Annotated in this window: 16 protein-coding genes; 11 read left to right on the forward strand and 5 right to left on the reverse strand. The window is 66.4% G+C overall.

The features are described 5' to 3' along the window. Positions 1-123: 123 nt before the first annotated feature. The 6 genes from HEQ16_00375 to HEQ16_00400 all read left to right on the forward strand — a co-directional run bounded on the left by HEQ16_00375 (position 124) and on the right by HEQ16_00400 (position 4916). Entirely contained in the window at positions 124-429 is a 306-nt protein-coding gene (locus HEQ16_00375) for an aa3-type cytochrome c oxidase subunit IV (protein ID MCO4052531.1), read from the forward strand. 32 nt (positions 430-461) lie between these two features. Then, the gene (locus HEQ16_00380; protein ID MCO4052532.1) at positions 462-1601 is read left to right on the forward strand and encodes a Re/Si-specific NAD(P)(+) transhydrogenase subunit alpha; all 1140 of its coding nucleotides are present in this window, start codon (positions 462-464) and stop codon (positions 1599-1601) included. Between the two features lie 36 nt (positions 1602-1637). Continuing rightward, positions 1638-2075 carry an NAD(P) transhydrogenase subunit alpha gene (locus HEQ16_00385; GenBank protein ID MCO4052533.1) on the forward strand — a complete coding sequence of 146 codons (438 nt, stop codon included), beginning with the start codon at positions 1638-1640 and terminating at the stop codon, positions 2073-2075. A 6-nt stretch (positions 2076-2081) separates the two neighbouring features. Further along, positions 2082-3485, forward strand: coding sequence for an NAD(P)(+) transhydrogenase (Re/Si-specific) subunit beta (locus tag HEQ16_00390; GenBank protein ID MCO4052534.1), 1404 nt, complete (start codon positions 2082-2084; stop codon positions 3483-3485). 64 nt (positions 3486-3549) lie between these two features. Continuing rightward, positions 3550-4038 carry a GNAT family N-acetyltransferase gene (locus HEQ16_00395; GenBank protein MCO4052535.1) on the forward strand — a complete coding sequence of 163 codons (489 nt, stop codon included), beginning with the start codon at positions 3550-3552 and terminating at the stop codon, positions 4036-4038. 5 nt (positions 4039-4043) lie between these two features. Further along, entirely contained in the window at positions 4044-4916 is an 873-nt protein-coding gene (locus tag HEQ16_00400) for an alpha/beta hydrolase (GenBank protein ID MCO4052536.1), read from the forward strand. Between the two features lie 9 nt (positions 4917-4925). On the opposite strand, the gene HEQ16_00405 is transcribed toward HEQ16_00400, so the two are convergent. From HEQ16_00405 to HEQ16_00425, 5 genes are all read right to left on the reverse strand, one after another. Beyond that, positions 4926-5777, reverse strand: coding sequence for a tetratricopeptide repeat protein (locus tag HEQ16_00405; GenBank protein ID MCO4052537.1), 852 nt, complete (start codon positions 5775-5777; stop codon positions 4926-4928). 138 nt (positions 5778-5915) lie between these two features. After that, complete coding sequence (locus tag HEQ16_00410; protein MCO4052538.1) at positions 5916-6170, reverse strand: 30S ribosomal protein S21; 255 nt, start codon at positions 6168-6170, stop codon at positions 5916-5918. A 167-nt stretch (positions 6171-6337) separates the two neighbouring features. Then, positions 6338-7459: a 5-(carboxyamino)imidazole ribonucleotide synthase gene (locus tag HEQ16_00415; protein MCO4052539.1), complete on the reverse strand. Its 1122-nt coding sequence runs from the start codon at positions 7457-7459 to the stop codon at positions 6338-6340. Then, positions 7446-7943 (reverse strand): 5-(carboxyamino)imidazole ribonucleotide mutase, encoded by a 498-nt coding sequence (gene purE, locus HEQ16_00420; protein MCO4052540.1) that lies wholly within the window; start codon positions 7941-7943, stop codon positions 7446-7448. Before purE ends, HEQ16_00415 begins: the two co-directional genes overlap by 14 nt. 121 nt (positions 7944-8064) lie before the next feature. Then, positions 8065-8283, reverse strand: coding sequence for a DUF465 domain-containing protein (locus HEQ16_00425; protein MCO4052541.1), 219 nt, complete (start codon positions 8281-8283; stop codon positions 8065-8067). Positions 8284-8493: 210 nt separating this feature from the next. Here HEQ16_00425 and HEQ16_00430 point away from each other — a divergent pair, with 210 nt between their 5' ends. From HEQ16_00430 to HEQ16_00450, 5 genes are all read left to right on the forward strand, one after another. Continuing rightward, complete coding sequence (locus HEQ16_00430; protein MCO4052542.1) at positions 8494-8685, forward strand: DUF465 domain-containing protein; 192 nt, start codon at positions 8494-8496, stop codon at positions 8683-8685. 256 nt (positions 8686-8941) lie between these two features. Then, complete coding sequence (locus HEQ16_00435; GenBank protein ID MCO4052543.1) at positions 8942-9622, forward strand: FadR family transcriptional regulator; 681 nt, start codon at positions 8942-8944, stop codon at positions 9620-9622. A gap of 101 nt (positions 9623-9723) precedes the next feature. Next, complete coding sequence (locus HEQ16_00440) at positions 9724-10203, forward strand: TRAP transporter small permease (protein ID MCO4052544.1); 480 nt, start codon at positions 9724-9726, stop codon at positions 10201-10203. Beyond that, positions 10200-11540: a TRAP transporter large permease subunit gene (locus HEQ16_00445; protein MCO4052545.1), complete on the forward strand. Its 1341-nt coding sequence runs from the start codon at positions 10200-10202 to the stop codon at positions 11538-11540. Before HEQ16_00440 ends, HEQ16_00445 begins: the two co-directional genes overlap by 4 nt. Before the next feature lie 38 nt (positions 11541-11578). Next, the gene (locus HEQ16_00450) at positions 11579-12586 is read left to right on the forward strand and encodes a TRAP transporter substrate-binding protein (protein MCO4052546.1); all 1008 of its coding nucleotides are present in this window, start codon (positions 11579-11581) and stop codon (positions 12584-12586) included. Positions 12587-12594: the final 8 nt, after the last annotated feature.

The following is a 12594-nucleotide window of genomic DNA, read 5'->3' on the forward strand; positions in this document are numbered from 1 at the left end:
CGAAGCGCAACCTGGCACGGTTTCCGGCCTCACAATCTGCGTTGACTCGTTGCCACCGTTCATGTCCATGCGCTAAACGCTGGTGAGCTGCAACGCTCGCTTTCAACATATTCGGGGACGATCATGGCCGACCACGGCAAATCCGCTGAAACGGGACATCCGGAGATGGATTACCCGGCTCATGAAGACACCTTCAAGGGCTTCGTTCACTTCACCGAGGTCGGCACCGTCGCCGTTACGGCGATCGTGGTGGCCCTCGCCGTAGGCGGCGTGCGCCATGCCTGGGTCACGGTGATCTTCGGCACGATCCTGACACTCGTCACCGCGGCCATCGGCGTCGCGTCGCCCCGCATTGGCTGGCGCGCGCCCGCCATCCCGCTGGTGCTGATGCTCATGGCCCTCGCCTTCATGGGCGGCGGCACTCACTGACGCCCGCCCGCCTCTCCGGAGAACAGCATTCCATGCGCATCGCAATCCCGGCGGAAGCCAAAGGCACGGAAACCCGCGTCGCCGCGACGCCCGAGACCGTCAAGAAGTTCCTTGGCCTCGGCGCGAGCGTCACGGTCGAGAAAGGCGCGGGCCTGACCGCAGGCATTTCGGACGCCGAATACGAGGCGGCCGGGGCGAGCCTTGCGGCCAGCGGCAAGGCCGCGCTGAAGGACGCTGACATTGTCCTCAAGGTCCGCCGTCCGGCCGCAGCCGAGCTTGAGCAGATGAAGGCAGGCGCCATCGTCGTCGCCACCATGGATCCTTATGGCCAGGAAGAGGCGCTGGCGGCGATGGCGAAGGCGAATGTCGCCGCCTTCGCCATGGAGTTCATGCCGCGCATCACGCGCGCCCAGGTCATGGACGTGCTCTCCAGCCAGGCCAACCTCGCCGGCTATCGCGCCGTGATCGACGGCGCCGCCGAATATGGCCGCGCCGTGCCGATGATGATGACGGCCGCCGGAACCGTTCCGGCCGCGCGCATCTTCATCATGGGCGTCGGCGTTGCGGGGCTTCAGGCCATCGCGACCGCCCGCCGCCTCGGCGCGGTCGTGACCGCCACCGACGTGCGCCCCGCCACCAAGGAGCAGGTCGAATCACTCGGCGCCAAGTTCCTCGCCGTCGAGGATGACGAGTTCCGTCAGGCCCAGACTGCCGGCGGCTACGCCAAGGAGATGTCGAGGGAGTATCAGGCCAGGCAGGCCGAGCTCACCGCCTCCCACATCGCCAAGCAGGACATCGTCATCACCACGGCGCTGATCCCGGGCCGGCCCGCGCCGCGCCTCATCACCGCAGCCATGGTGGAAAGCATGAAGGCTGGTTCCGTCATCATCGACCTTGCGGTCGAGCGCGGCGGCAATTGCGAGCTGGCCAAGCCTGGCCAGACCGTCGTCACCCCCAACGGCGTGCGCATCGTCGGCCATCTCAACGTGCCCGGCCGCCTCGCGGCAACGGCTTCAGCGCTTTACGCCAAGAACCTCTTCGCCTTCGTCGAGACCATGATCGACAAGAAGGACAAGAAGCTGGCGGTGAACTGGGAGGACGAGCTGGTCAAGGCCACGCTGCTGACCCGCGACGGTGCTGTCGTCCATCCGACTTTCCAGCCCAAAGCCTGACCACCATCCGTCACCGGACCGAAGGGGCATCATTCCATGTCGACCATCACACCCCAGGAAGCGCTTGAGCGGGCCCGCGCCGCCGCCGATGCGGCACGGCAGGCGGCGGAGGCCGCCCAGCGCTATGCCGACCAGATCGCCGCCACGGCCAGCGCCACCACCGGCGGGGCCATCGATCCCATCGTGTTCCAGCTCGCCATCTTCGCCCTGGCGGTCGCGGTGGGCTATTATGTCGTTTGGTCAGTGACGCCCGCGCTGCACACTCCGCTGATGTCGGTGACCAACGCCATCTCCTCCGTCATCGTGGTGGGCGCACTGCTCGCGGTCGGCGTCAACGCCACCCCAGCCATGGGCGATGGGCCGCTCTGGGCGAAGGTGATGGGGTTCTTCGCGCTCATCCTCGCGTCCGTGAACATATTCGGCGGCTTCCTCGTCACCGAACGCATGCTCGCCATGTACAAGAAGAAGGGCTGACGCCAGATGGCCGCCAATCTCTCAGCCCTGCTCTATCTCGTCGCGGGCATCCTCTTCATCATGGCGCTGCGGGGGCTTTCGCACCCCACCACCAGCCGCCAGGGCAATCTCTTCGGCATGGCCGGCATGGCCATCGCGGTCCTCACCACGGTGATGTTCTTCCGGCCCGCCGGCTTCTCGGGCTGGCTTCTGGTCGTGCTCGGCATCGGCATCGGCGGCGGCATCGGGGCTGTGATGGCCCGCAAGGTGCAGATGACGCAGATGCCCCAGCTTGTGGCCTTCTTCCACAGCCTGGTGGGCCTTGCCGCCGTGCTCGTGGCGGGCGCCGCGCTCTATGCGCCGGAAGCCTTCGGCATTGGCCGCGTCGGCCAGATCAAGGCCGCCAGCCTCTTCGAGATGGCGCTGGGCGTCGCGATCGGCGCCATCACCTTCACCGGTTCGATCATCGCCTTCCTCAAGCTCGACGGGCGCATGAGCGGCAAACCGATCATGCTGCCGCAGCGCCACGCCATCAACATCGGCCTCGGCATAGCCCTTGCGATCCTGATTCTGATCTTCCTGCGCACCGAGAGCCATGCCGTATTCTGGCTGATCGTCATCGTCTCGTTTGCGCTCGGCGTGCTGCTGATCATCCCGATCGGCGGGGCGGACATGCCTGTCGTCGTCTCGATGCTGAATTCCTATTCCGGCTGGGCCGCCGCCGGCATCGGCTTCACGCTCGGCAACATGGCGCTGATCATCACCGGCGCGCTGGTGGGCTCCTCGGGCGCGATCCTGAGCTACATCATGTGCAAGGCGATGAACCGTAGCTTCATCTCGGTCATCCTCGGCGGCTTCGGCGCCGATGAGTCCGGTGCGGCTGCCGCCACCGAGGCGCGGCCTTACAAGGCCGGCTCCGCCGAAGACGCCGCCTACATCATGAAGAACGCGCAGAAGGTCATCATCGTGCCGGGCTACGGCATGGCCGTGTCTCAGGCCCAGCACGCCCTGCGCGAGATGGGCGACCTGCTCAAGAAGGAAGGCGTCGAGGTCAAGTATGCCATCCATCCGGTGGCGGGCCGCATGCCCGGCCACATGAACGTGCTGCTGGCGGAAGCCAATGTGCCCTATGACGAGGTCTTCGAACTGGAGGACATCAACTCCGAGTTCGGCCAGGCCGACGTCGCCTTCGTCATCGGCGCCAACGACGTGACCAACCCGGCTGCCAAGACCGACAAGACCTCGCCGATCTACGGCATGCCGGTCCTCGACGTCGAGAAGGCCGGCACCATCCTCTTCGTCAAGCGCGGCATGGGCGGCGTCGGCTATGCCGGCATCGACAACGAGGTGTTCTACCGCCCCAACACCATGATGCTGCTCGCCGACGCCAAGAAGATGGTTGAAAGCATCGTCAAGGCGCTGGCCCACTGACAATGCTGGCCATCGTCGCGAACGCAGGGCCAGCCTTCACGCTGGCCCTTTTTGCTGGAAGGGCATGAACATGATCGAGCTGGTCATTCGCGACATGGAGGATGCCGACCGCGAGGCCGTGATCGATCTGATGTGGCTCCTCAACCGCTTCGAGGACGGCATCACCGCTGATCGCGCCACGGATCGGAAGTCAGCGAGAAACTGCCTTCAGGATGACCTTGAGAAGATGCGGCCCGTCGGCGGCGCTCAGTATGTCGCCGATCAGGCCGGCAAGGTGGTTGGCTATGTCTGCTGCGCCATCACGGAGGGCGGCCCGTTCATCCGCGAAGACGTCCGGACCTACGGCTATGTCACGACACTGGTGGTCGCTCCGGACGCACGCAGGGCAGGCATCGGCGAAGCCCTGATGCGCGCGGCGGAAGACTTCACTCGTGGGCAAGGATTGCGCTCATTTGCCGTGGGCCATGTGGCGGGCAATGAGGGCGCAGCCCGGCTATATGCACGGCTTGGGCTGAAGACCCACGCCATCGAGCGCGTGAAGTGGCTGGATTGAGCCAGATGAGCGCACCAGCCAGCGTGAAGCCAACTGCCGGAACAGCCCGCTGGCTGCACCGCTCGCTCTGGCTGATCGGTGGACTTGCGCTGCTCGGCTACCTCGCCATCTGCGCCTACATGTTTGCTGTCCAGCGCTCCTTGCTGTTCATTCCCGACATCCGCGATGTCAGCGGCGACGCAAGCCGCGTCCCCGGCGCCGAAGCCATCACGTTGCAGACAAGCGATGGCGAGCGATTGAACGCCTGGTGGAAGCCGCCACGCAACGATGTCGACCCGGTCTATCTTTACCTGCACGGCAACGGCGCGAACCTGACGCGTCGGGCGGGCCGCTTCCAGCGTCTGACGGAGGATGGCGCCGGCCTGCTGGCAGTCAGCTGGCGCGGCTATGGCGGCTCGAGCGGCAGCCCCTCGGAGGCCGGCCTGCGGCTGGATGGCCGGGCGGCGCATGACTGGCTGCTTGGCCGGTTCAGCGCCTCGCGCATCATCCTCTTCGGGGAATCGCTGGGCACCGGCGTCGCCATCGGGCTCGCGGCGCGGGGCGGGGCCGCATTGCTGGCGCTCGACTCGCCCTATGCCTCGATCGTGGATCTGGGCCGGATGAGGTTCCCGTGGCTGCCTGTGACGCTGCTGTCGCGCGACCCGTTCCGCGCCATCGACGATGCGCCTGAGGTCGCGATTCCAGTGGTCGCCCAGCACTGCACGCACGACTGGATCATCCCGCTCAGCGAGAGCCGGAGGCTGATGCAGGCTTTCCCGAAGCCCCCCGACTTCGCGATCATTGAAGGCCGCTGCCATGTCCCCGATGTCGGCCGGGCGCTGCTGCCGAAGATCCGCGCCGCCTGGGCTTTGCGCCGCGACGACGCCGCCGCGCGCTGAGACGAAGGCTCAGAGGCGGAAGAGCCCGCCGCCGCCTCCGACGCGGGAGGCGCCAGCCCGTGCCGTGGCATTGGAACTGTCGAGCCCCAGCGCCCGCTGGTAGTTCTCGCTTGCCTCGCGCATCCGGTTCTGGCGTTCGAAGGCGAGGCCGAGCCCGGCCCAGGCCTCGGCATTGCGATTATCGACGTTGAGCGAGGCGGTGAGATCCTCCTGCGCCTTCTCGAACTGGCCAAGCTCGATCAGGCTCAGCCCGCGCGCCGTATAGGGCGGCGCGTTGTAGGGATTGCGGTCGATGGCTGAGTCGAAGTCCTGCACGGCCTGGCGGTGGTTGCCCTGCCGCTGGTAGACCAGCCCGCGCGCGTGCAGCGCCTCTGCGCCTTCCGGATTCAGCCGGATGGCCTGATTGAGATCCGTCACCGCTTCGGCGAGTTGGTTGCGCGCGCGAAGCAGATTGCCGCGGGCCAGATAGGCCGGGGCGTAATTGGGATCGGCCTGGATGGAGCGGCTGAAGTCCTGCAGGGCGGCGTCGTTGCGGCCGCTCTGGCGGTGGGCAAGCCCGCGATTGGCGTAGGCCGGGGCAAATCCGGGATCGAGGCTCACCGCCTTGGTGAAGTCGGCGATCGCATCGGAGAAGCGGCCGATGCGGGCATAGGCCGCGCCGCGCTGATTGAAGACCTCCGGGTCGGTCGGCCGACGGTTCACCACCTCGGTAAGCGAGGCGAGATTGGCCGAGGCGGCCGGATTGTCCGCAGCCTCGATCTCGGCCACGGCGGCGCCAGGCCCGAGAGCGGACACCGACTCGCAGGCGGCAAGGCCGCCGGCCAGGGAAACCATGATCACGAAGCGGCCGACGCTCAGCATTGCCTGTCCCTCTACGCCCTGCCACCCAACCGGTGACGCAGACAACGGTTCAAACATGAAAACGGCGCGTGGACGAAACCCATCCAGGCGCCGGCTCAGTATCCTGAAAACGGATGGCGGCGGCAAGGCCGCCCGCAGTCACACACGCGGCGGCTTGGCGCCGGCGATCACCCGCGGCTTGGACGGCGGCAGCAGGCCTTCGCGCTGCAGGCGCTTGCGCACCAGCTTGCGCGCGCGGCGCACGGCTTCCGCCTTCTCGCGGGCCTTCTTTTCCGAGGGCTTCTCGTAATGGCCACGGAGCTTCATTTCGCGGAAGATACCTTCGCGCTGCATCTTCTTCTTCAGGGCGCGGAGCGCCTGATCAACGTTATTTTCGCGAACGAGAACCTGCACGTCTGACCTGCTTCTGGCGTTGGATCCATGAAAAATGCCGCGTCTTGCCGGAGCCGGCGCGATCAAGAAAGCGGCGTCTACCAAAAAACCAGCGTCCTGTCCACAGCGCGCGGGTCAGGAATCCGTCAGATGCGAACGAAACGGCGCAGGCGCGAGGCGCTCCGCGCTTACGCGGGCCCGGCTTGCCCGCCGGGCAGCAACCTGTTGACATGCCCCATCTTGCGGCCAGCGCGCATCTGCGCCTTGCCGTAAAGATGCAGCCTTGCGGCGGGATCGCGCAGGATCGCCTCCCAGCCGGCGGCGTCCTCGCCGATCAGGTTGATCATCTCCACCTGCGCGGCCAGCCGGCCAGGAGAGCCCAGCGGCCAGCCCGCCACGGCGCGCACATGCTGCTCGAACTGGCAGGTCACCGCGCCGTCCATGGTCCAGTGGCCGGAGTTGTGCACCCGCGGCGCGATCTCGTTGACCGCGAGGCTTTCGCCCGCCGGCCCGTCGCTGACGAAGAACTCCACGCCCAGCACGCCGACATAATCAAGCGCCTCCGCGATCCGCCCCGCAATGGCCACGGCCTGCGCCGCGGTGGTCGCGCTGATGCCTGCCGGCGCGACCGATCTGTGCAGGATATGATGGCGATGCTCGTTCTCGGTGACGTCGAAGGCGGTGAAGGCGCCGTCGGCCCCGCGCGCCGCCACCACCGAAACCTCCCGGCTGAAGCGCACGAAGCTTTCGAGGATCGCGGCCTGCCCGCCCATGGCCATAAGGGCGCCGGCTGCGTCCTCCGGGGTGGTGATCCTGGCCTGGCCCTTGCCATCATAGCCGAAGCGCACGGTCTTGAGCACGGCAGGGCTGCCGATGGCTGCGAGAGCGGCCTTCAGCTCATCCATGTTGCCGACGGCGCTGAAGTCGGCCGTGTCGGCGCCGAGGGCGCGTGCCAGCCGCTTTTCGGCGAGCCTGTCCTGCGCCACCGCCAGCGCTCGCGCGCCGGGCCTGACCGGCACGAGGCTTTCCAGAAAGCGGATGGTCTCGACCGGCACGTTCTCGAACTCGAAGGTCGCGGCTTGAACACCGGCTGCGAAGGCGCAAAGAGCCGCCTCATCGTCATAGGCCGCCACGGTCCGGGCGGCGCTCACGGCGAAGGCGGGGCTGTCCGCCTCAGGGGCATAGACGTGGCAGGACAGGCCCAGCCGCGCCGCCGCGAGCGCGAGCATCCGCCCCAGTTGCCCGCCGCCGAGGATGCCGATCCGGTCGCCGGGCCTGAGGGCTGCAACGCGCATCTCAGCCGTCGTCATGGGGCGCCTCGGCCACGGCGTCGCTCTGCCGCTGGCGCCACGCGTCAAGCCGCGCGGCCAGCGCCCCGTCGTTGAGCGCGAGCACCGCTGCGGCCAGCAGCGCGGCATTGACGGCACCCGCCTTCCCGATCGCGAGGGTGCCGACAGGGATGCCCGCCGGCATCTGCACGATCGAGAGAAGGCTGTCCTGGCCCGAGAGCGCCCTTGATTCCACCGGCACGCCGAAGACGGGCAGCGGCGTCATCGAAGCCGCCATGCCGGGAAGATGGGCCGCGCCCCCCGCGCCTGCGATGATGATCTGATGTCCGGCCGCGCGCGCGCCCTTGGCGAAGGCCACCAGCCGGTCCGGTGTGCGGTGCGCGGAGACGATCCGTGCGACGAAGCCGATTCCAAGCGCCTCCAGCGTGTCGGCGGCGTGGCGCATGGTGGCCCAGTCGGACTGGCTGCCCATGATGATGGCGACTGGCGCCCTGGCTGTCGTCATGCCCTGCTCCCGGCCCCGGAAGCGCTCGACCCCGGAAGCGCTCGGCCATAGCGCGCCGCGCCGGTCCCCGCAAGGAGCGCGCAGGCATGCAGGGCCGTGCAAGCCCCGGCGCCCCTCGGCCTCATGCGATGATGTCGGGAGTCAGCTGATCCTCGATGAACTGGATGCGGTCCTTGAGGTAGAGCTTGCGCCGCTTGAGCCGCATGATCTGGATCTGGTCGATCAGCGGCATGCGCTCAAGCGCAAGGATCGCCGAATCAAGATCGCCATGTTCCTGACGAAGCCGGTGCAGCTCGCTCTCGAGGGAGATGCGCCGCTCTTCGTCGAGGTCGAAACGCATCATCGGACCCCGCTCTCATTTGGCCGCAATCGCAGAAGAAAGTTACGGTGGCTCCAAGACTTGGGCAAGACCCAACGGTGGCTTGCAGCGTTTAAATTTGAGGTAGGAAAATCCTTCAAATTTCATGTTGCGACGCACGGCTGAAATTGGACAGCCCGTTTCCGAGCTGTCAGACTTTGCCGGCTGTTTGTCACAACACGGAGAACGTCCATGTCGCTGCAGACCCATCTCGTCGAACTCGAAAAGAAGCATCGGGCGCTGGAGAACCAGATCGCCAGCGCACTGGCGCATCCCTCCGCCAGCGATGTCGAGCTCGCGGAAATGAAGCGCAGGAAGCTGCAACTGAAGGACGAGATCACCAAGCTCAGGGCCTCGCTGAACGCGCGCCAGACTCTCCACTGAAAGCTGCGGGGCCGCAGCCTTGCCGCCCCTCGGCCCCTGACCGATCCAAGCCGGTGGACGCCTCAGATGCCGCGTCCGCCGGCTTTATCGCATTCAGCGCCGGCCGCCGGCCTGTCGCCGTCGCGTGTCTCCGGGCCGCGTTCCTGCATCGGTGTTTGGTCGTCACGGGCGATTGACATGAAAGATCATATGATACTACCTTCATTGCATGAGGCCAAAGAGCTTTCACGCGGCAGTCGTTGACCGGCTCGCTGCGATGATCATTGGAGGAGACATCGTGGCGGGGTCGCAAATGCCGACCGAAGCGGAGCTGTGCGCCTCGATGGGCGTGAGCCGCACCATCCTGCGCGAGGCGGTCAAGACGCTCAGCGCCAAAGGTCTGGTCGCCACCGGCCCGCGCATCGGCACGAGGCCGCTGCCCCCCTCCGCCTGGAACCTGCTCGATCCTGACGTGATCCGCTGGCGCCTCGCGGCAGGCGTCGACCAGACCTTCGTGCGCGACATCCTCGAGCTGCGCCTCGCCATCGAGCCCGAAGCCGCCGCCCTGGCCGCGCGCCGGGCCGAGCCGGATGACATCGCGCGCCTCGGCGCGGCTCTCGCCGGCATGGAGGCGGCCGTGAAGGGCCATGGCGCCAGCTATCTCGATGCCGATCTCTCCTTCCACCAGACCATCCTCGGCGCCACGCGCAACCAGTTCTTCGCCGCGCTGAAGCCGGCCATCGATGCGCTGCTGCGCGTCTCCTTCCGCTTTTCGGTCAAGAGCCGCGCCAGCGCGATGTCGTCACTGCCCCTGCACCGCGATGTCCACGACGCCATCGCAGCCGCCCGGCCCGATGAGGCCGAGCGCGCCCTGCGCCGGCTCATCAGCGCCGCGCGCGAGGACATCGAAATCGACATGGCGCGCGACGATTTCCTGTCCACCGGAGACCAGACCTGATGCGGACACCCGACGCCGCCCTGCCGCCCAACGGGTGGCGCCGCATCGAGAACGCCTTCTTCAGGACGCTCGAGACCCTTCTCGTTCTGCTCCTGGTGGCCATGGTGCTCATGGTCTTCGGCAACGTCATGATGCGCTGGTTCGCCAATGACGGCATCCAGATCTCGGAAGAGATGAGCCGCTACTGCTTCGTCTGGCTCACCTTCATAGGCGCGGTGGTTGTGGCGCGCGAGAATGCGCATCTGGGCGTCGATGCCCTGGTGGCGGCGCTCGGGCACCGCGGACGGCTTGTCTGCATGGTGCTCTCGGACCTGCTCGTGCTGCTGTGCTGCATCGTGTTCTTCTGGGGCACCTGGCAGCAGGCCCCGCTCAACGCCACCAATGTGGCCCCGGTCTCGGGGCTGAACATGCTGGCCGTGTTCGGTGTGGGCTTCTTCACCAGCGCCGGCATCGGCGCGATGGTGCTGCTGCGGCTCATCCGCGCCGTCACGGGCCGGCTGCTGCCGGGCGAGCTTGACCACTTCGCCGGCCGCTACAGCGATGAGGAGACGGCTCACAGCGTGCGGGGCAAGATCGAATGACTGTCCTCGTCTTCATCACCTCGCTATGCGGAGCCATGGCGCTGGGCATGCCCTGCGCCTTCGCGCTGATGGTCTGCGGCATGGCCATCATGCTCTGGATGGTTCAGACCGGCATCTACCCCGCCTTCGACGCACAGGTCATCGCGCAGAAGATGCTCGACGGCGCCGACAGCTTCATCCTGCTGGCCATTCCCTTCTTCATGCTCGCGGGCGAGTTGATGAATGCGGGCGGGCTCTCCAGGCGCATCGTCAATTTCGCGCTTGCGCTCATCGGCCATCGCCATGGCGGTCTCGGCTATGTCGCCATCATCGCTGCGGTCATCATGGCGTCGCTGTCCGGCTCGGCCGCGGCCGACACCGCCGCCATCGCCGCCATCCTGATCCCGATGATGCGCTCCTCGGGCTACAACGTGCCGCGCTCGGCCGGGCTCATCGCCGCCGGCGGCATCATCGCTCCCGTCATCCCTCCCTCCATTGGCTTCGTCATCTTCGGCGTGGCGGCCAATGTCTCGATCCCGCAGCTCTTCATCGCGGGCGTGTTTCCCGGCATCCTGATGGGGGTGAGCCTCGTCTTTGCCTGGTGGTGGGTCTCGCACAAGGAGAAGATGCAGGCCTACCCCAAGCGCAGCTGGACGGAGCGCTGGCAGGCGACCAAGGACGGCGCCTTTGCCCTCGCCATGCCGATCTTCATCCTCGGCTCCATCCGCTTCGGCTTCGCCACGCCGACGGAGGCTGCGGTGGTGGCCACCGTCTATGCCCTGTTCGTGGGCATGTTCATCTACAAGGAGTTGAAGCCGAGCCAGCTTTACGGTCTCTTCCTGTCAGCGGCAAAGATGACGGCCGTGATCATGTTCCTGGTCGCAGCGGCCTTGATCTCCTCCTGGCTCATCACGGCAGCGAACATTCCCGGCGAGATCGCCGGCTATCTCCAGCAGATTACCGACAACAAGACAGTCATGGTCCTGCTGATGATGATCCTGGTGCTGATCGTCGGCACCGCCCTTGATTTCGCCCCGACCGTGCTGATCCTCACGCCCGTGCTCATGCCGATCGTCAAGCAGGTCGGCATTGACCCGATCTATTTCGGCGTGCTGTTCATCATGAACAACGCCATCGGGCTGATCACGCCGCCCGTCGGCATCGTGCTCAACGTCGTCGCCGGCGTGGCGCGGGTGTCGATGACCGACGTGATCAAGGGCATCAACCCCTTCCTGATTGCCCAGAGCGCTGTGCTGTTTATTCTGGTGCTCTGGCCGCCCCTCGTGATGGCGCCCTTCCGTCTGCTCAGCGGCCGGATCGGATTCACGCAATTCGTCCAGCAATTGCTGGGCTACTGATAGGCCGAAGAGCCCCAACCCCCTGGAGGAAGCAAGACATGTTGAAGACATCGCTGATCGCCGCAGCCGGCGCCCTGGCCCTCATGACCGGCGCCGCCAACGCCCAGTTCACCGAACGCACCATCCGCGTGTCGAACGGCATCAACGCCGACCACCCGGTGGGCAACGGCGTCACCAGGATGACCCAATGCCTCACCACCCGCTCGGGCGGCAAGATGAAGCTTCAGGCCTTCTGGGGCGGCGCGCTCGGCGGCGACCTTCAGGCGACGCAGGCCCTGCGCTCCGGCACGCAGGAAATGGTCGTCACCTCGTCCTCGCCGCTGGTGGGCATCCTGCCCGATCTCGGCGTGTTCGACCTGCCTTTCCTCTTCGCCAACGAGAAGGAAGCCGACGCCATCCTCGACGGGGCCTTCGGCAAGTACATCGCCGACAAGCTGCCGGGCGTGGGCCTTGTCAACCTCTCCTATTGGGAGAACGGCTTCCGCAACCTCACCAACTCGCGCAAGCCCGTCGAAAAGGTCGAGGATTTCCCCGGCCTCAAGGTCCGCGTGATGCAGAACAACATCTTCCTCGACACCTTCCGCACCGTGGGCACCAATGCCGTGCCGATGGCCTTCCAGGAGGTGTTCGCGGCGCTCGAGACCCGCGCCATCGATGGCCAGGAGAATCCCTTCGTCACCATCGACACCTCGAAGATGTATGAGGTGCAGAAGTTCCTCTCCATCACCAACCACGCCTACACGCCCTTCCTCGTGCTCTACTCCAAGGCGCTGTTCGACCGGCTCTCCGCCGACGAGCAGAAGGCGCTCGTCGAATGCGCCGCCGAGGGCCAGAAGGAGCAGCGCACCGTCTCGCGTGATCTGTCCACCAAGTCGCTGGCGAACCTCCGCAACAAGGGCATGCAGATCAACGAGATCGCGCCCGAGCAGCAGAAGCGCATGCGCGAGGCGGTGAAGCCTGTCTATGAGCGCGCCGGCGCCACCATCGGCAAGGAAACCGTCGACCGCATGCAGGCGGAACTCGCCAGGCTGCGCGGCTCGAACTGAGGCCGAAG

The organism is Bosea sp. (in: a-proteobacteria), assembly GCA_023910605.1.
Taxonomy (GTDB): domain Bacteria; phylum Pseudomonadota; class Alphaproteobacteria; order Rhizobiales; family Beijerinckiaceae; genus Allobosea.

What these genes read in the sequence shown, in the direction of transcription:
- purE (MCO4052540.1), bottom strand. Translation starts at nt 7,943, where the DNA reads ATGACGACAGCCAGGGCGCCAGTCGCCATCATCATGGGCAGCCAGTCC.
- HEQ16_00440 (MCO4052544.1), top strand. Translation starts at nt 9,724, where the DNA reads ATGGTGCTCATGGTCTTCGGCAACGTCATGATGCGCTGGTTCGCCAAT.
- HEQ16_00400 (MCO4052536.1), top strand. Translation starts at nt 4,044, where the DNA reads ATGAGCGCACCAGCCAGCGTGAAGCCAACTGCCGGAACAGCCCGCTGG.
- HEQ16_00390 (MCO4052534.1), top strand. Translation starts at nt 2,082, where the DNA reads ATGGCCGCCAATCTCTCAGCCCTGCTCTATCTCGTCGCGGGCATCCTC.
- HEQ16_00375 (MCO4052531.1), top strand. Translation starts at nt 124, where the DNA reads ATGGCCGACCACGGCAAATCCGCTGAAACGGGACATCCGGAGATGGAT.
- HEQ16_00430 (MCO4052542.1), top strand. Translation starts at nt 8,494, where the DNA reads ATGTCGCTGCAGACCCATCTCGTCGAACTCGAAAAGAAGCATCGGGCG.
- HEQ16_00450 (MCO4052546.1), top strand. Translation starts at nt 11,579, where the DNA reads ATGTTGAAGACATCGCTGATCGCCGCAGCCGGCGCCCTGGCCCTCATG.
- HEQ16_00415 (MCO4052539.1), bottom strand. Translation starts at nt 7,459, where the DNA reads ATGACGACGGCTGAGATGCGCGTTGCAGCCCTCAGGCCCGGCGACCGG.
- HEQ16_00445 (MCO4052545.1), top strand. Translation starts at nt 10,200, where the DNA reads ATGACTGTCCTCGTCTTCATCACCTCGCTATGCGGAGCCATGGCGCTG.
- HEQ16_00395 (MCO4052535.1), top strand. Translation starts at nt 3,550, where the DNA reads ATGAACATGATCGAGCTGGTCATTCGCGACATGGAGGATGCCGACCGC.
- HEQ16_00385 (MCO4052533.1), top strand. Translation starts at nt 1,638, where the DNA reads ATGTCGACCATCACACCCCAGGAAGCGCTTGAGCGGGCCCGCGCCGCC.
- HEQ16_00425 (MCO4052541.1), bottom strand. Translation starts at nt 8,283, where the DNA reads ATGCGTTTCGACCTCGACGAAGAGCGGCGCATCTCCCTCGAGAGCGAG.
- HEQ16_00435 (MCO4052543.1), top strand. Translation starts at nt 8,942, where the DNA reads ATGATCATTGGAGGAGACATCGTGGCGGGGTCGCAAATGCCGACCGAA.
- HEQ16_00405 (MCO4052537.1), bottom strand. Translation starts at nt 5,777, where the DNA reads ATGCTGAGCGTCGGCCGCTTCGTGATCATGGTTTCCCTGGCCGGCGGC.
- HEQ16_00380 (MCO4052532.1), top strand. Translation starts at nt 462, where the DNA reads ATGCGCATCGCAATCCCGGCGGAAGCCAAAGGCACGGAAACCCGCGTC.